Genomic DNA, 18,320 nt, shown 5'->3' with positions numbered 1-18,320 from the left:
TAATTAGTTTTGCTTCCCTCGCAAGCACTCTTCTACGACAAATACCACCAAGAGTAAAACATATAACAGAAAATAATTGTGCGTGAGTAGTGTATGGCTATTTGTGTTTTGAGGGGTGGCTGCATGGTTTTTCGCGAAAGCGTACAATTCCTAATTCTAAAGGTATATAACGAATAAATGGTGTGCCCAAAAAGTATTTTATTTTGTTATCCTGAGCTTGACGAGGTTTTTAATCATTTGGTTATCAAATGTTTTTCGGCATGCTCAGGATGACAATCAGCTAATCTTATTACTTTCTTAACACTCTTTTGGTAATTAACACTTACAAAAACAGCTGCTAAAATACATTAGCAGCTATTGATACCATTCAAATTAGCCATTTGTAGTTGGAGAGCAAACGCCGCCTGAGCAGAAGCCTGTTGGGCAATGAGGAAAACCTGTTAAGCAGGCTAAACCATCTGATGCTGGACCGCAACTACTTGTATATGGTGTTAGTCCTCCTTGAATTGATTTTTGTTCTGTTGTGTTTAGGGCTACACCTAAACTTGAAATGTTCTTTATCATAGTATTGTTTTAAATTAATAATACTCTAATTTACTAAAAATATCTGATTTTCAGATAGTTATGATTTTGTGGTAAATTATAATAAAATGCTATACAGATAGTAATAAGTTAGCATAATCTTTTTTGAAATGAAGTTAATTTATTAATTTTTAACAAGTTATGTAAAGAGTGTAGCTTTAAAAATTAGGTTTTTGTGGCTTTGTTGGTATTAAAAACACTCCATGTACAGGTTTATTAAGACTTAAATCTGAAGTTTTCTGTTCAAATGCATATCCAAACATTTTTTTACTTCCAGGACTTCCTATAAGATGCACTGTATTAACCATTAGTTGAGATACAACAATTTTTAAATCTTCAACACCAGGATAATTAGGATCATAGATATCCATTTCGATTAAATCGCCATTGTTTTTTGTTCGATACCCAGTAGCAATTACCTGATGATTATCTGAAATCTCTCCTCCATCTTTTCTCAGCGCATAGTTCAATCCTATTTGAGCAAATCCATAGGTGTCTATCACTGCTTTTATTTTAGGCCATTCTCGATAACTTACAATTTTACGCCATTCTTTATGACCATACTGTCGCTCATCAAAAGCCCAGAACGCATAAAAGTTAGCTCCTGTAGGATATGTAGACTTTAAAATACGCCAGAAAGTTTGATCTGGAGTTGCTTTAAATACGAACGATCCAATTAAGTCATTTGCACCTTGAAAAGCAGTTCCTAAATTCCAAAAGAAACCATTTTTCTTAACTCCAGCTTTAAAAGAATCTACTTGTCGTTTTATAATATACTCCATCAAATCAGATCCTGTATTTGGTGCATTTACAATATCACTAATATGCATTTTATGATAATAGAAATCTCCAGCAGCTTGTGCCATACCACCACATAGACTCCATGTACCTGAAAAGCCTGCTCTAATTGCTTCAGCGCCATGAGAGGTATTAAATAATTCCATAAATACACCTGGGAAGTTTGCATTACTAAATTTAAAACCATGAAGGGCTGGAGAAAAATCTGGCGTTACATTATTATTCCATGATCCCCCTAATGTTCTTTGAGCTGTCGTTGCAATGATAGATTGATTTACAAAGCGCGTTAACGAAGTGTTGGGCGTAAGATCAAAAGGTTCATATGCAATGGAAATAGCATCTGTAAAGTTTTCATTTTGAACAATATTGATAGAACCGTTACCCTCTGTGATGATTAGTTCTTTATGCGCAAGTGGTGTTTTTGGTCCAATTACTGACTGCTCTTCGATACGACCTTGAAGATTAAATGTAACACTGTTAATAACGCTTCCAATAGCATAATTTAACGTGCCTTTGTTGATGGTAAATGAAAAGAATACAGGTGCCTGATTATGATTATTATGCGCAGGCTTATCAATAAGTATTTTTGTAAATGTGGTATCTATTACACCATTATCAGAGAGACGCCAGATAGCTATTTTTTTACTTTCTGCATCTTGAGCTACGTATATTCTTTGAAAAAGATCTTTTCCAAGACATATTGTTTTTTTACTGAATGTGGGGTTACTTTCAGTAATTTGTACCCCATCAAAATTGGTGCTTATAGGTCGTTCACTAAGGATTTTTCTGGAACTAGTTTCTGGAAAGAAATGAATGAAATCTTCAAATTTTTTAAATAACCCTTTTGATACTATTCCTGTACAATAGACCGTATTTGAAGCATCTATTTTGATATCGTGTAGCATCTCTAACTTTTCTGCTTGTATAGGCCATTGGACTCCTCCTAAAGCTCTTCCGTCATTATTGATTTTTTGGAATGCATATGAGGTGAGGTTTTTGTCTTTAACAATTTGTATGTTATGTACCACGTTCATACCCGCTACAATAGTACCATCTATAGAAACATCTATTCCTATAGGCTGTAACTTTCTAATTTCTTTTTCTTTAGTAAAAGAAAAGGTAAAAATACCGTCATCAGCAAAAGAGCGGTCTCTTTCTCCAACCTCATTTATCTTTATGATCTGAAATTGTTTTTTATGATCATTATTTACTAAACAATATAGATTTTGGTCAGGATGTAAACACATATCTACAATGGTTCCTGTTATATAAGGTAATATAATTTTACCGCTTACTTTTAAATGTTCAGTACTTCTATTTAGTTTTTCTTGAGCTCCAAATTGTCTGTTAACATGCGTATTGTTTAATTTAGTGAGCATAGGGTGTGTCATCACTCTTTTTACCTCTTTTCGTTCAATCAATCCTTTAAAATTAAGATGAATAGGTTTGGGGTAACCGCTATCTACACGTCGACGATTTGTATCATAACGATAGTATTCTTGATTCTTAAAAAAATATACTTTGTTACTGCGGGATCCCATACCTCTAAATGCAGCATCTGGATGTGAAGGAACTCCTTTCCAATGATCTTTTATTTTTTTCGGGTATCCCGAATCTTTCTTGTTTGTAGAAAAATCAAATCGTGTATACGATTCTCCATGAAAAAGATATGCTTTGTTGCCACTAGTGTTGAGCGAACAAGAAACCTCATGAGCATCAACTCCCCAAACAGATTTTATCGATTTAGGATATCCAGGGTCTATTTTAGTTTTGAATTGATCATAACGATAGTATTCCTTATTATTAAAAAAATAAAGTTTCCCCTTTCTATTTAATCGCCCTTCTAGAACAGCGTCAAAATGTACTGGAATTTGAGAGAAAAATTTAGATTTAGGAAATTTCTCTATTACTTTTCCTTTCTGGAAATCATATCTATACCAGTGGTTGTTTCTAAAAAAAATGACCATATCTCTTTCGGAAGATGGCGATGCGTATGCTGCTTGTATCATGTTATAAAGTTTTAGTTTTCAGTGTTTAATGACGGTAGGGGAAGAAAGGTTAACACATCATCAAGATTTTAATAAAAAAAGCTGTGTATACACTATACACAGCTTATATATGTACTTGATGGTACAGATATCTGTACACAGTAAAAATTAGGTAGGTTTAGCAACCCCACCAAGTCCAACAGCAATTAGTATGTCGGAATGATACAATGTCACAGAAACGGCAAGAATCTGTTTGCTCTTGTGGTTGCGGATCGGCATCGCCTCCAATAATAGTGCTCTTCTCCAAACTAGAGATGGTTACTTTGTTAAGTGATAACGTACGAAGTTTATCTTTTTTCATAATATAATGGTTTGATTTACATAAAGTTACTAAATTTAAACCATTTGTTTTCACAAGTGTTTTATGATGTGTGTATCAGGTATACGCTTTCGCGAAAGCGTATAAAAGCATATTAGGAGATTTTTATACCGTATTTAGTGAGTAGTCCCTGTATATTTTCTTTAGAAAACTGAGCACCTTTTACCGTATTCTGGTCTAGGTCTATGGTATAATTTAATGCCGATTTAAAATCTGTTTTTTGAAGATTGGTATGATCAAAAATAGCATCTTTAAGGTTGCAATTTGCAAATATTACTTCAGATAGGTTGCTTTCTGTAAAATCTACTTCTTTTAAAGAGCACTCTTTAAAAGAAGTTTTTGAAAGATTGAGTTGATAACAATTTGCCAGATCGAGTACAGAGTCTTCGGCTTTTATGGAAAGCATAAAATCATTACATACACTTAAATCTATCCCTATCATTTTACAGCCTTTAAAAAAGACGTCATTAAGTGTTGTTCCTCCAAACTTGGTATTGGTAAAATTACAATCTATAAATGTGCATTCTAAGAAGGTGGTATTAGAAATATGTAGCTCTGGAAATAAGCAGTTTGTAAATGTACAATTGTCATACTCTCCTATAGAAAACCCTTGGCTAGTATAATCAATGCCTTGGTAGTTTTGATCTAGGAATAGCTTGGACATATGTTTTACTCTTTGATAGGCATAAAGATCTCTGCCTTCCACTTAAGCTCATCACCGCCCATATTTGGATTGTTATAAAATACTTCTACTGGTGTGAGATCTACTGGAATGTTGTGACTATTGGCATAAGTGTGTAGCGCATACCAAGCACGATCTGAAGTAATATAGTTGCCATTATAGGTTGCTTTGAGGGCTTTTCGGCTATGATATTGTTTGTATTTAATTTCAGGATGTGTAGGTAAGCTATCGCTTTTTTTGATGGGAAAACAGAAATTATACGAGATACTATCTGTTTTGGTATCCCAATGTGTAACTTCTACAAAAGGAGGACCATTAAGCGCAACATTCCCTTTAAGCATGATTTGGGTTAATAAAGAATAATTATACATCATTCCTTTTGCTTTTTCAACCTGTAAGCCTTTAAGGGGTGTATAAGCAACATAGGTTTCCTTTGTTGCATCTTCCCCGTTAATAGTCACCTTAGTTTTTTTGAGGTGAGAATTAAGAACATCATAAAATTCCTTTACAGTTGCTTCCGAACGTTTTTCTATAGCTGTTTTTGAAAACGGAATCGCAAGCTTATTTGCAAAACTATGCTCACGATCTTTTACATATACTTTTACACGAGAGGTCGAGTCTGTTAAGGCTTCTATTTTCCACGTGTAAAGATGTGTAGAATCGCCAAATTTAAATTGCTGCTTGAGTTCATCAAATTTAGAGTCATCAATAATCTCTGTACCTTCTATAGCGGCATACCATGATTTTATAGATTGATTAATCGTTCCTACCGTTGTTTTTGCAGGAAAACGTACTACATAATCATAAGGTTTTATAAATAGATACCAGGCCGCTACGATAAGAACAACGAACAGTAGTAGACGTACTATCTTTTTCATAATTAATTTGAAGCTTGTGCGTTATTAATTTTCATTTTTAGAGAAGCATTAATAAATCTTCCTATATTTTTTCCTTGTACCAGTCCGTTATCTACGGCGGCACGGTAATGAATACCTCCATAGAGTCTACTTACAGCTGCTTCACTAGCTGCAGCTCTAAAAGAAGAAAAACTACGTACAGGAAGTCCATAAGGCAATTCTGTGTCATCTATAAATGAAAAGCCATCTCCAAAAATACTGGTTAATGCTTCAGATGCAGCTCCAGACACTACTGAGTGACCACTTACATATTCTGGAAATGGAGGTGTTTGTAAAATAGGTTGCCAACTATCATTAAAATGCTCATTGATGAGTGTTTCTGGACGTACTAAATTACTGCGGTATTTTTCATCCCAACAGCTTATAAAAGCATCGGCAATGGCAATAGATGTCTTAGTGTACGTGTACATGGTTTGCATGATGTCGTGTCCTGCATTTCTAGAAGCAATTTTAGCAATACCAATCCAGTGTGCTCCAGGCGTGATTTTTTTAGTAGCAAACATAAGGTGCCCTCTCGTTACAGAGACATATGGATTACAATCCCAGAATTGTGCGATAGCAATTTCTTCTGCGTCATCTCCTTGTTTTGTAATACGTTCGCTAATATCATATACTTCTTTAAGCTCTTTGTAAAAATCTGACGACTCATCCATAGAAAAAGCAGGAGGAGGCACAGGTTTAAATTGTGCTGCAGAGTCAATCACAAACGGACGTATTTTATTCCAGTGGGGCTCGATACCATCTGCATAGGCAGGTGGCGTAGGTTGCCATCTAGAAGGATCGTCTGTAATTACAGAGAATTTAGGCATGGTACGTGTTTCTTTGTACATGTCCTTATCCATCCATGCAGCTACATGTTCTGCTACAGCGAGACCATAGGTTTTTGAAGTTGTATATTCTTTAGGGTTTTTAGTGTTCCATAATTGATATAAACTATCTCTGTAGGGTGTGATCATGTCTTCAGAAAATACCAAGCGTCTGCTTAAATCCATATGCGCCACAAGAGCAGCAAGTTCATAGTTTACATATTTTGTAGAATCAGGATTAGGTTCAGGAATTGCTGTAAAACCGGCAAGTTGCGTAGCCAATGAGTTGTAGTCTGATGCTTTACTTGATAAGATTTCATAAGCAGCCACATTAGGGTACGCATATATTCTACTGGCTTGTGGTGGTGAAAATATATCATGTATCATCACTTCTGTAACATTGTTTACAGAGGTGTGAAAATTTTCGGCGGTAATCACAATAGGTTCAGCAGGTTTTTCTTCACAAGCTGTAAAGAAAAGAATCAGGAGTAGGACTCCAAAATAACGGGATATCATGCTAGTCATGTTGTGTTTATTTTTGTAATTGATATACGTGTGCTTTTTCATTATTAAAAGTAACCAAAAGGTATGTTTTTGTATCTACAGATAAAATAGAAAGATGTCTTACTGATTTCTGAGCAAGGTCTAAGCCTAGATGATGACCTAAGGTACTACTTCCATCACTTTTAAGCAATGCTCCAGAGAAAGAATCAAGCCGACCATGAAAAGGTTTTACACCAAAATAATTTCCAGCAGCAAGTACTTCTTTTTGTCCATCTCCATCAAAATCATACGTTTCAAATGCCATGATAGGCGCTATTTGTAAGCTTTCGCCGAAAGGCACAAACCTAAAACGTCCATTTTCATTTTTTAAGTATCCAGATTGTAAGGTTTCTACGCGTAATTGAGTGCTTTGAGATAAAGCTTTCTTACCAAAAATAGCGTCTACTGTCTGCCCTCCAAAATCCTTATAACTTGTGTACTTTTTAAAGAGGTTGGTCATCTGACTACCTAATTCATTTAATCCTAATAATGGGTAATAGGCTCCATTTTTTTGAGTGGCAATAATCGTTTCTGATTGACCATTGGAATCAAAGTCATCTAAATAAGCATACATAGGTGCTTCTGGAGAAGCAGAAAACTTACTGTTTTCTCCCCAATTTCCTAAGATGTAATCTATGTCGCCATCGGCATCCATATCAAAGGGTTCTATAGCTTGCCATAACCCATGCATAGATGCATCAGTTACAAGTACTTTTTGTAAACTGCCATTTGTGTTTGCATAAAACTGAGGTGCCATCCATTCTCCAATAAGGATAAGGTCTTTTGTTCCGTCGGCATTAAAATCACTCCAAACAGCATCTGTTAACATTCCTATATCATTAAAAGAGGTCGTATCGTCTATACTGAAAGTACCTTTATCATTGCGAAGTAATAGCGATTCAGATGGGCGCCCAAAATCATTTGTAACAGCCTGGTTACCTACAAATACATCTAGATCACCATCATTATCATAATCGTGTACAGCGAGTACAGAAGCGTTCTGAAAGCTTTCTGGAAGTTGTTGTTGTACAAACGTCGTGTCTTTGGCTGTGTAATAAAGATCTTTGAGTGGTTTTGCCTTATTATCAAAGTCGGTGCCACCAGTTCCTATAAGAAGATCTGCACGACCATCCTGATCAAAATCCTGAAGGGTTGCCACTACATCTTCTGTAACAGTCTCTTTGGTGATAATAGGAAATGAAGCTGCTGTAAACCCAATGCTATCAGCCAGATAAATTTTGGATTCTTGAAACTTAGAACTCCCAAAATAAATATCATCTCTTTGATCTCCATTGATATCACCGATAGCGACTGCTGGACCACGATCTGATACTTGGTATGGAATAAGTTTTTGTCTGTTAAAATCAATGTATCGATCTTCTGTATGGGTAAAATCAATGCCTAAATTATCGACTACTTTTTTGAAAAGAGATTGGCTCTTAGGTTGTAGTGTATTATAATTAAAAGGTGTATTGCCTTTCGGCGAAATAGTAAGTGTTTGATTTGTCGTCACATTAGTAAGTATTTGTGACGTACGATCTGGCCAGATCACTTTTAGCGAATCGATACTAGGTGCATTACCAACTCCAAAGTGCAGTATTGGTTCGGAAGATGCTTGGAAACCCCGTACGGTATATAATTCCTTATACTGTAATTGCCCTTTATGATAGGCAAATACTTTGGTGCCTATTCCCAGAGTATTTCCTTTTTTATACTCAAAACGAATCTTTAGATAATTTGCCGAAGCATCGGTGGTATTTTGATATACTTGTGGAGTCGTGTTAATATTATTAGTGACGATATCTAAATCACCATCATTATCTAGATCGGCTAGGGCAGTGGCTCCAGAAACCAAGGTGTCTTTTTGAGTCCATGTGCCAGATAAGTCTTCAAATGCGAGCTGTCCTTTTCCTTTAAAGATATAATTATGCGTATTCCCCTTAGGCATTAAGTCTAATGCTTTCTGATCAATGAGTTTGGTATTGCTTATTTTATTTTGAATTTGCTTACTAGAGATAAAACGAACATAATCCAGATCATTTGGACGTTTCGGAATCCCGTTTGAGATAAAAAGATCTTGCGTACTATCTTGATCAAAGTCGGCAAATAAAGCACTCCAACTCCAGTCGGTAGCAGCAATACCACTTAAAAGTGCAGTTTCTTGATAATCATATCCTTTTTGATTTACATATAGCATATTACGTGTAAACTGATAGTGATATCCAAAACGGTCAATACGTAATTTCTGCGTTTGAATGTTATCATCCCCTTCAGATGATTTTAATACTTTTTCATCTTCAGGCAGCATATCTAGTGAGATCATATCAGGCCAACCATCGGCATTAATATCAGCCACATCATTTCCCATAGAAAAACGTGAGGTGTGTCCAAAGTAGTCTTTTAAGCTTTCGCGAAAGCTGCCTTCTCCTGTATTTAAATAGTAATAATCATCTTCGTGAAAATCATTCCCTACATAAATATCTGGCCATCCATCTTGATTAAAATCGGCAATGGCAATTCCTAATCCGTAGCTGTTGATGCCTCCTAAAATGCCGGCTTCTTCACTTACATCTGTAAATTTGCCTCCGTCATTACGCATCAATCGATCTCCCGTCTCATAATTTCGCTTAAAGCGTAAAGAGGCTTTTCCATACGATTCTTGGGTATGTACTGCATGATTCAGAATATAAATATCTAAATCGCCATCTAAGTCATAATCTAAAAAAGCGGCATTAGAGCTGTAAGTATCTAGATCTAAACCGTACTTTGCTGCACTTTCTGTAAATGTTGCATCTCCATTATTGATGTATAATTCGTTATACCCATCAAAACCATTAATGCCTACTACGGCACATACATAAATGTCTAGTAAACCATCGCCATTTACATCGCCCATTACCGCACCTGTATTCCACGTGCTATTACCTGTTATCCCTGCTTTATCACTAATGTCTTCAAACTGAAGATTCCCTTTGTTGAGGTAAAGTTTGTTTTTTACTTGATTACCTGAAATAAAAATATCAGGAAGCGTGTCTCCATTTATATCACCTATGGCAAGTCCGCCACCATTGTAAAAATAGAGGTAATCTATAATATTGAAATCGTCACTTTCTGTCAAGGTATTTACAAACGTAAGCCCTGTATCTTCTGCTGATGGATTTTTAAATAAAGTATCTTTCTCTTTACAGCCAAAAAGCATAAAGAGTAGACTAAGAAATATGATATTTCTAATTGCCTGCATTGTATACTCTTGGTTTTTCATTATTAATAGCAGCAATCAAAAAGGTCTTTCCAGCACTATCTTTGAATGTTGCTAAGTGTTTAACCTCTTCGCGTATCTCAAAACCACTTGTAGTATAGTCTTGCCATTCAAAACCAAGATTACCATCTCCTAATAGTACATTACCACTACTAGCATCTAATTGTGAGTATTGTGGTTTGAATTCAAAATTATTACCACCCATGACGAGATCTAAATTCCCATCATTATTTACATCTGTACAGGCAATTCCGCACACACATGATAGCTGAACACGTACAGGTAGCTCTTGAATTCTAAAAGTGCCATTCCCTTCATTGATAGCAATGACAGAAGCAGCAGTTTGTACTTGCTTTACGATAGATACATCAATCACTTCTTTTGGAAATAACTCATCTATAGACCGTTTTGCATAATCAGATGCCTTGATATTCTGTTTTTTAAGAGACACTAATTGTCCCGTAAGTTCTTTCTTTTGATGTAATGGATAATCCTTTCCATCTTTATGAAAGGTGGTGATTTGCTCTATGGTACCATTATTATCAAAGTCATTAATGTACATTTTCATAGGAGCCCCTTCTTCAGGTTTGTAATGAATATTGGTTCCTTCATTTCCTAATACTAGGTCAAGGTCTCCATCGTTATCAAGATCTGATGCCTCTAAGGTATTCCACCATCCGTGTACATCATCTAAAGAGCTTTTCATAGCGGTAAGACGTCTTCCATTATTTTTAAATATTTTGGTAGTTCCCCATTCTGAAGTAACCACAAGATCTTCTTTTCCATCCTGATCCATATCTGCCCAAAGTGCATCGGTAATCATTCCTGCATTTTTAAGAGGATATGCAATGCGCTCTGTTGCATTTGAGAATTCTCCATTTCCTCTATTTTCAAGGAAAAGGTGTTCCGGATCAATTCCATATACTGCAATCACACTTCGAGAGCCTACAAATACATCCATGTCGCCATCTTGATCAAAATCATAGGGTGCAATCACAGACATATTCTGATATGCAGAAGGGATGGTGTTTTCCGCTTTCGCGAAAGCGCCCTTACCATCATTTAGATATAAACGAAGACTATAATCTGTCTTCGTAGTCACTTCATTACCACCTGAGCCTACCATCAAATCTAAATCGCCGTCATTATCTGCATCAAAAAATGCTGCTGCCGAATCTTCATAATTAGCATCTTTTTTAAAGGCAGCATTCGTGGGTGCTTTGGTTAGTTTTCCATTTCCTTTATGTAGGTAAAGTGTTCCCGCTTGTTTTTTAGCTCCGCCTATAAATACATCTTCATGACCATCACCATTTATATCTCCGATAGCTAATGATGGACCTTCTTGAGATAGTTTTTTTGCAATGAGACCTTCGTAATCAAAGTCACTGTACTCATTTTCTTTATGAGTATCTAATGACGTATTTGAAATTTCATTAAAAAGTGTTTTTGCTTTTGTAGACGCAGGTACTTTATAGGTGTCAGTTGCTTCTGTAATTTGCAGTTGAAGCGTTTGGTTGACTGTAAGATTTTCAAAACGCTGTGTTTTTTCATTAGGCCAAATCACACGTAACGAATCTATCTTTTGAGAAGCTCCTAATCCTATGGTCATGGTATGTTCCATAGAAGATTGGAATCCTCTAGAAGGAACAAGTTCCTGGATATACGTTTGACCTCCATGATATAAGCGTACGGTAGTGCCTATTGCAAAAGGATTTTTCTCGGCGCCTTTAAATTTTAATTTAATATAGTTGTGATTTCTTTCTTTGTCGGTATTATTTCTATAAACAAACGATGGCATGTTTACATTATTTACGACAAGATCTAGATCTCCGTCATTATCTAAGTCACCATAGGCAGCACCATTAGACATACTTAAAATTTCAAGTCCCCAATCTTTGGCCTTGTTTTTAAAAGTAATGTCTTTTTGATTTTGGTAGGCATAATTAGAAAGTGGCTTTACAGGCATTTTATTAATAATAGTGTCTAATACTCTAGTTTCTCCTGTGGCTTTACTTTGAATAATCTCGTTAGCAAAAAAGTCTACAAAATCTAAGTCTGTAAGATCATGATTAATACCATTAGTTACATAGATATCGCGATACCCATCATTATCCATATCAAAGACCAATCCAGACCAACTCCAATCGGTGGCTTCTACACCACTATGATACGCTACTTCAGAGAAGGTGCCATTACCATTGTTTACTTGTAAGGTATTTTGAATAAACTGCTGGTAGAAATCGTTACGTTGTTTTCTCTTATACACATTATACCCGTCAAATTCCATGACAGATTTCACACGTTCTTCTCCATCAGGAAGCATGTCTGTAATAAAAATATCTTGCAGTCCGTCATTATTAATATCTGAAATATCAACGCCCATCGCAGAGAGTGATAGGTGAGAAGTCCATTTTTTTATTTCTTCAGTAAAAGTACCGTCTTGATTGTTAATGTATAAATAATCACGCTCAAAGAAGTCATTTGAGATGTAGATGTCTGGATATAAATCGTGGTTAATGTCTGTAACCATCACGCCTAATCCAAATCCAATAAGGGAGCCATAAATACCAGCTTCTTTGCTTACGTCTGTAAAAACCCCATTGTCATTACGCATGAGTAGATCACCAACCCCTCTAAACTGGCTATCTACATTTTCCCAGTCTTGAGCACGTTTGTCACGCTGTCCTTTGTTTCCTAAACTACTTACAGGAACATTACTGTTATTTAAGATATATACATCTAAATCTCCATCTTTATCATAGTCAAAAAAGGAGGCATGCGTAGAAAACCCCGAAGTCGCTAAGTTGTATTCTTTTGCTTTTTCTGTAAAGGTCAGATCTCCGTTGTTAATGTATAAATCATTATCATGGTTATCTGCCTCTAAATTTCCAGCATTACTCACATAGATGTCTAATAATCCGTCTGCATTTACATCGGCCATAGTTACTCCTGTAGACCATGCTTTGTTACCTTCAATACCTGCTTTTTCTGAAATATCTTCAAAAGTAAAATCACCTTTGTTTAAGTAAAGTTTATTTTTCTCCATATTGGCTGTGAGAAAAATATCAGGAAGTCCATCATTATTAATATCTCCAATAGAAACCCCACCTCCATTATAGAAGTTACGGTATTTGAAAATATTAAAATCTTTTTGGTTTTTTATGTTGTTTACAAAATCAATACCTGTTTCTTCTTTAGATAGAAGTGTAAATAAAGGATTTCCTTCTGTTGCAGTCTCTTGCTTTTCGTTTTCTTTTTCTTTGGTAGTCGAAGTACATCCTATGATGCATAGAGCGAGGAGTGCTCCGATAACGGTTTGGTATGTGAATTTAACTTGCATATGCTATTACTTCTCTTTTTTTAGAAATATAGGAGTATCGTTATTACGTCCTACGACATAAAAAGTACGATCTGTTATTTTAATTTTTTGGATACTTCGGGAAGCCCCGTTGATATCATAATTCTGATCAGAAAGTGTCGTGAATCCACCTTTTGTATCGTTTTTCAAAAATAAGCCATGAGAGCCATCTAGCCTACCTAATTGTGTACTTATTTCATAGTTGTTACCCACTAAAAGGGCATCTAAAAAGCCATCATTGTCAAAATCTTCAATCAGTATGTCTTGAACCGTAGAAACTTGTGCTAAGAATGGTAATTCATTTGCTTGGAAAGTATCGTTTCCTTTGTTTTCAAAATACATAGATGCAAATACATATGCTTCTTTTGTTTCTGACTCTTGTAACTTCTCTTTACCAAGTAGTTTTTCTATATCTGCTTTAGCGAAAGCGTTATAAGAAAGGTATTTTTTGTTAAGTAGAGGGAGCTGTTTTACGAGTTCATCTTTTGTAGCAATGGTGGTTTCTATCCCTTGATAGTAATAGGTGACGATAGGGTCTATTTGATTATTGTCATCAAAATCATTGCGATACAAAGTGACAGGTTCTTCTAACGTAGGTTGTAAACGCGTATTTAGACCCCAATTACCAGCGATGATATCCTGATCTCCGTCATTGTCAAAATCGGCTACTTTAATACTATTCCACCACCCATGTGTGCTTTCTAGTCCTTTTGTTTGTTGTAGCGTAAGGGAGGAGCCATCATTTATAAAGATGGAAATAGGCATCCAATGTCCTGCAACAATCGCATCTGGATATCCATTGTTATTAAGGTCTTTCCAAGTGATATCATATACATTGCCTATATTTTGAAAGTCTTTTGCATAGGCCATAGTGATATCTTCAAAATGTCCTTTTCCGTCATTTTTGAATAGATATTGTGTAGGGGTTTTTCCAAATTGATGCGGGACTACATTTGCTGTGATGGCAATATCCATATCTCCATCATTATCAATATCTATTGCAGTTACTTTAGAGGCGTTGATAAAAGTCTCTTTAAATTGCTCTTGATCTCTCGTAAGTATATTTTGTGATGTAATATATAATCGAGGTGTTAGTGGTTTTCCACGTTTAAATTCATTGCCACCGCTTACAATAAGTAGGTCATTGATTTGATCACCATTGGCATCAAAAATGACAGCATGTGTATCTTCGTGTATTTGTGTGTCTTTTGCGTCAGGCAATTCTTGTGATTGAAAAGCACCTGATTCGTTTTGTAACCAAATTTGTGATGACTGCCCTTTGGCACCTAATGTAATGATATCTTCTATTTGGTCATTATTAAGATCTCCTGTTGTTATATAAGGACCTGAATTGGTACTTGCATATGGAATTAAAGGTGTACGGGTAAATTCTATAGAAGTGGCATCACGGTGTTTAAAATCTATTGGAGAAGATGTATTTGTAATCAAAGAAGTTTGCGAATGTTCAGGGTATGTATATGTGTTTTCTTGTGAGTTTTCATAAGCGACTACAATACGTTGATTTGCTTTAATGTTTGTAAGTGTTTGACGTTTTTGGTCAGACCAGATTATTTCTAAAGAATCCACAAGTGTATGACTTCCTAAACCAACGAGTAGGCTAGGAGGGGTAGCAGAGAGATAACCTTCTGTAGTGTGGTTTTCAAAAAACTGTTTTTGTTTTCCTTTATATAGAATCACTTTAGCACCTATGCCTTGAGTATTTGTAGTACTTCCTTTGAAATGTATCTTTAAATAGTTGGTAGTACTACTGTCTTTACGTGTTGTATTTTCTAGAATGAATGCATTTTGATTGACGTTATTGACAACAAGGTCTAGATCTCCGTCATTGTCAAGATCTGCATAACTAGCGCCATTGCTAAAGGAGTTTTGTGCTACTTGCCATTGGTTACTTACATCTTCAAATTGTGCATTTCCAGTGTTTTTATAAAAGTAATTTGTTGTTTTCTTTTCGGGTAATTCGTCAATGAATTTAAGTTCTTCAGCACTCATACCTTGACCTAGTTTTTGTTGGATACTTTCATTTGAGATGAAATTGACAAAATCCATATCATTTGTTGCGCCTTGTATACCGTTTGTAATGTATATATCCTTATGACCGTCATTGTCAAAATCTGCAATAAGTGGTGACCAAGACCATTCTGTAGCAGAGACGCCACTTAGAAAAGCTGTTTCTGCATATTTGCCATTGCCTAAGTTAAGATGCAATGTGTTTTGCATAAACTGAGGTTCATATCCATTACGAAGCTGATTCTGAAATATAGGATAGTTATATTCTGCCCCAGAGACTTTTAATGTGTGTAAATCTTCTGGTAACATGTCTAGTGACATAATATCTGGATGTCCATCATTATTGATGTCGCTGATCGTATTTCCCATAGAAAAATGAGAACTATGACCCAATGTTGATTGTGTAGAGTTTACTTCTACAAAAGTTTTGTTTTTTTGATTGATGTAGAGGTAGTCATTTTCAAAGAAATCATTACCTAGGTATATATCTGGATAGCCATCATTATTTACATCTGCTATAGAAATACCTAATCCATACCCTAATCTGCTTTGAAAGATGCCAGAGGTATCTGTAACATCAATAAATTGACCATCTTGATTTTCTAGTAATTTATCGCCGTATAGAGAATCCTTTTTAGTACGTAGTGTTCCTTTTCCGTAATTACTATTAGGGTGTAAAGAATGATTTAAGATAAATACATCCAAATCTCCATCTGCATCATAATCAAAAAAAGTTGCTTGTGTTGCAAGACCTTTTAAGGCTAAATTATAATCGGCTGCTTGTTCTTTAAATGTAGGATTTCCATTAGTGTCATTTCCTTGATTTACATACAAAAGATTTGCTCCTTTTAAGTTTAGATGTCCATCTACTTTGGATATATAGATGTCTGTACGTCCATCATTATTAATATCTACTGTCGTAACTCCTGTTGTCCATCCTTGATCATTTTTAATACCTGAAGAAGTCGTGCTATTTTCAAACTGTAAATTGTCTTTATTGATATATAATTGATCGGCTTGTTGATTTGAAGTGAAATAAATATCATCTAAACCATCATTATTGAAATCAGCAATAGCGGTACCTGCTCCATTATAAAAATAGAGGTAGTTTAAGATATTAAGTTCAGGTTGGTTTTGTACAGTATTTGAAAAAGAAATACCAGAATTTTTCACTCCAATAAACTTAGGTTGAAGTGTTGTTTTTTCTTTACATGAAGCAAAGAGTACTACAGTGGCAAATATTAAAAATAGGGGTTTCAATACAATTCTAAAATACAATTTTACTAAAAGAAATAGAAATAAAAAAGAGGGTTGAAACAACCCTCTTTTTAAGCTTAATTCAAAATTTAGGTTTAGTAACCTGGATTTTGTGTCAAATTAGGGTTAAGAATAACTTGACTTGCTGGAATTGGGAATAAATTTAAGTTCGTGTCACCTACAGCATCTGGGCTCTTAAGTTCCCAATCTCTAGTAAATTGACCAAAACGAACTAAATCATTTCTTCTCCAAAATTCAGCGTATAATTCACGTCCTCTTTCGTCTAATAAATCTTGTTCAGTTACTGCTCCTAACGGTGCAGCTCCTCTAAGAATACGTAACTCATTTACTTCTGAAGTAGCGTCTCCACCACTACGTAACATTGCTTCAGCTCTCATTAAGTGAGCATCAGAAAATCTAAAGAATATCTCATGTCCAGTAAACCCTCCATAACGTGGGTTGTACTTTAACATACGAATACCTGTAACTTCACTGTTGTTAATTAAGCTAGAAGCTCCATTTCCATCTACGAAGTCTCTTTCGAAAGCTAATGGTGCTCCTCCTCTTTCAGAAAGAGGTGATCCATCAATTTCATATTGTTGACCAATTAAGAATCCAAATCCTATGTTTGATCCAGCTTCAAAACCTGGGAAGTTTCCAGACTCTGTAGTTCCAGCATCACCTGTAAAAGGTACACCTGCTGTAGGTACAAATCCACGACGCTCTTCTTGACCACTTCCTGGTACATTCGTGTTAGGATCTCCTTCAAATAAATCATAGTATTCAGCAAGTGTAGAGAATCCATTCCAACCACCTCCAGCAATTTCTGGTGCCATGTTGTAATGTAATCCGTTCCAAATTCTGTTTCCTACTCCAGTTGGGATAAACCAAATTGTTTCGTTGTCTAATTGCTCTCTGAAAATATCAAAGTATCCAGATACAAGTCCGTATCCTTCACCCTCAATATCGTTTACTAAAGAAACCACTCGGTTCATGTCTGCACTATCAGGCGATGTTCCAAGGTAAATATGCTTGTTTAATAAAACTTTTGCTAATAAGTAACGAGCAGCAGCTTTATTTGCTCTACTGTTTCCAGATCCTGGACCACCAGCAGATAAGTTAGCTATTGCAGCATCAAGATCAGATACAATCTGATCAACAGCTTCTTGTCCTCTTAATACGATAGGATCAACAAAGATGTCTAATTCTGGATCTCTTACTGGTACTTGCCCGAAGTTATCTAAAATAACCCACATTCCTAAAGCTCTTAGGAAATGTGCATCTCCTGCTTGCTCACCAGTTAAGGTTGTTAAAGGAGATAATAATTGTGCTCCTTGGAAATGTAGTGTGTTCCACTGATTCCATACATTAGTAATAAATGAATGCTCAGGTGTCCAATTGTGTTGGTGCAATTGTCTCCAGATACCATTATCTCCCCAGTCTGCTCCACGAGTAGGGATAAGATGTGCATCTGTAGTAACTTCACTTAGTGCAAACGTATTTGCTTGATCTCCAATAAGTCCATTTAAACTATTGTAAGAGTTTCCAATAAATGATGCTGGGTCTGTTACCCCTTGGAATCTAGAATCATTAGGGTCAATAATAAGTCCGTCTACACCTTCTACCTCTAGATCAGTACAAGAAATGACTGATACTAGGGCAAAAACTCCTAAGAGTACCTTAGGCAGATTTTTAAAGATTTTGTTTCGTTTCATACTTCTTT

The 18,320-nt window shown here is 35.6% G+C and carries 9 protein-coding genes; all 9 read right to left on the bottom strand.

Annotated features, from left to right (window positions below; genetic code table 11):
* Positions 1–372: 372 nt before the first annotated feature.
* Complete coding sequence (locus tag Q1A01_RS13685) at positions 373–564, bottom strand: hypothetical protein (protein WP_299681792.1); 192 nt, start codon at positions 562–564, stop codon at positions 373–375.
* Positions 565–740: 176 nt separating this feature from the next.
* On the bottom strand, positions 741–3,389 hold the full coding sequence (locus tag Q1A01_RS13680; protein WP_299681789.1) for a hemopexin repeat-containing protein: 2,649 nt from the start codon (positions 3,387–3,389) through the stop codon (positions 741–743).
* Between the two features lie 452 nt (positions 3,390–3,841).
* Complete coding sequence (locus Q1A01_RS13675) at positions 3,842–4,411, bottom strand: pentapeptide repeat-containing protein (RefSeq protein ID WP_299681787.1); 570 nt, start codon at positions 4,409–4,411, stop codon at positions 3,842–3,844.
* Between the two features lie 5 nt (positions 4,412–4,416).
* Complete coding sequence (locus tag Q1A01_RS13670) at positions 4,417–5,307, bottom strand: GyrI-like domain-containing protein (RefSeq protein WP_299681784.1); 891 nt, start codon at positions 5,305–5,307, stop codon at positions 4,417–4,419.
* A gap of 2 nt (positions 5,308–5,309) precedes the next feature.
* On the bottom strand, positions 5,310–6,668 hold the full coding sequence (locus tag Q1A01_RS13665) for a vanadium-dependent haloperoxidase (RefSeq protein ID WP_299681966.1): 1,359 nt from the start codon (positions 6,666–6,668) through the stop codon (positions 5,310–5,312).
* Positions 6,669–6,684: 16 nt separating this feature from the next.
* Positions 6,685–9,936, bottom strand: coding sequence for a VCBS repeat-containing protein (locus Q1A01_RS13660; protein ID WP_299681781.1), 3,252 nt, complete (start codon positions 9,934–9,936; stop codon positions 6,685–6,687).
* Positions 9,923–13,294 carry a VCBS repeat-containing protein gene (locus Q1A01_RS13655; protein ID WP_299681778.1) on the bottom strand — a complete coding sequence of 1,124 codons (3,372 nt, stop codon included), beginning with the start codon at positions 13,292–13,294 and terminating at the stop codon, positions 9,923–9,925. Before Q1A01_RS13655 ends, Q1A01_RS13660 begins: the two co-directional genes overlap by 14 nt.
* Positions 13,295–13,300: 6 nt before the next feature.
* A complete protein-coding gene (locus Q1A01_RS13650) occupies positions 13,301–16,600 on the bottom strand; it encodes a VCBS repeat-containing protein (RefSeq protein ID WP_299681776.1) in 3,300 nt (1,099 codons plus the stop codon).
* A 92-nt stretch (positions 16,601–16,692) separates the two neighbouring features.
* Positions 16,693–18,312: a RagB/SusD family nutrient uptake outer membrane protein gene (locus tag Q1A01_RS13645; protein ID WP_299681773.1), complete on the bottom strand. Its 1,620-nt coding sequence runs from the start codon at positions 18,310–18,312 to the stop codon at positions 16,693–16,695.
* Between the last annotated feature and the right edge of the window lie 8 nt (positions 18,313–18,320).

Origin of the sequence: uncultured Dokdonia sp., assembly GCF_947492815.1 — a bacterium.
GTDB lineage: Bacteria > Bacteroidota > Bacteroidia > Flavobacteriales > Flavobacteriaceae > Dokdonia.
The sequence above is the reverse complement of the archived record's forward strand: the minus strand, read 5'-3'. Positions and strand labels throughout refer to the sequence as shown.

What these genes read in the sequence shown, in the direction of transcription:
- Q1A01_RS13655 (WP_299681778.1), bottom strand. Translation starts at nt 13,294, where the DNA reads ATGCAAGTTAAATTCACATACCAAACCGTTATCGGAGCACTCCTCGCT.
- Q1A01_RS13665 (WP_299681966.1), bottom strand. Translation starts at nt 6,668, where the DNA reads ATGATATCCCGTTATTTTGGAGTCCTACTCCTGATTCTTTTCTTTACA.
- Q1A01_RS13670 (WP_299681784.1), bottom strand. Translation starts at nt 5,307, where the DNA reads ATGAAAAAGATAGTACGTCTACTACTGTTCGTTGTTCTTATCGTAGCG.
- Q1A01_RS13645 (WP_299681773.1), bottom strand. Translation starts at nt 18,312, where the DNA reads ATGAAACGAAACAAAATCTTTAAAAATCTGCCTAAGGTACTCTTAGGA.
- Q1A01_RS13680 (WP_299681789.1), bottom strand. Translation starts at nt 3,389, where the DNA reads ATGATACAAGCAGCATACGCATCGCCATCTTCCGAAAGAGATATGGTC.
- Q1A01_RS13675 (WP_299681787.1), bottom strand. Translation starts at nt 4,411, where the DNA reads ATGTCCAAGCTATTCCTAGATCAAAACTACCAAGGCATTGATTATACT.
- Q1A01_RS13685 (WP_299681792.1), bottom strand. Translation starts at nt 564, where the DNA reads ATGATAAAGAACATTTCAAGTTTAGGTGTAGCCCTAAACACAACAGAA.
- Q1A01_RS13660 (WP_299681781.1), bottom strand. Translation starts at nt 9,936, where the DNA reads ATGCAGGCAATTAGAAATATCATATTTCTTAGTCTACTCTTTATGCTT.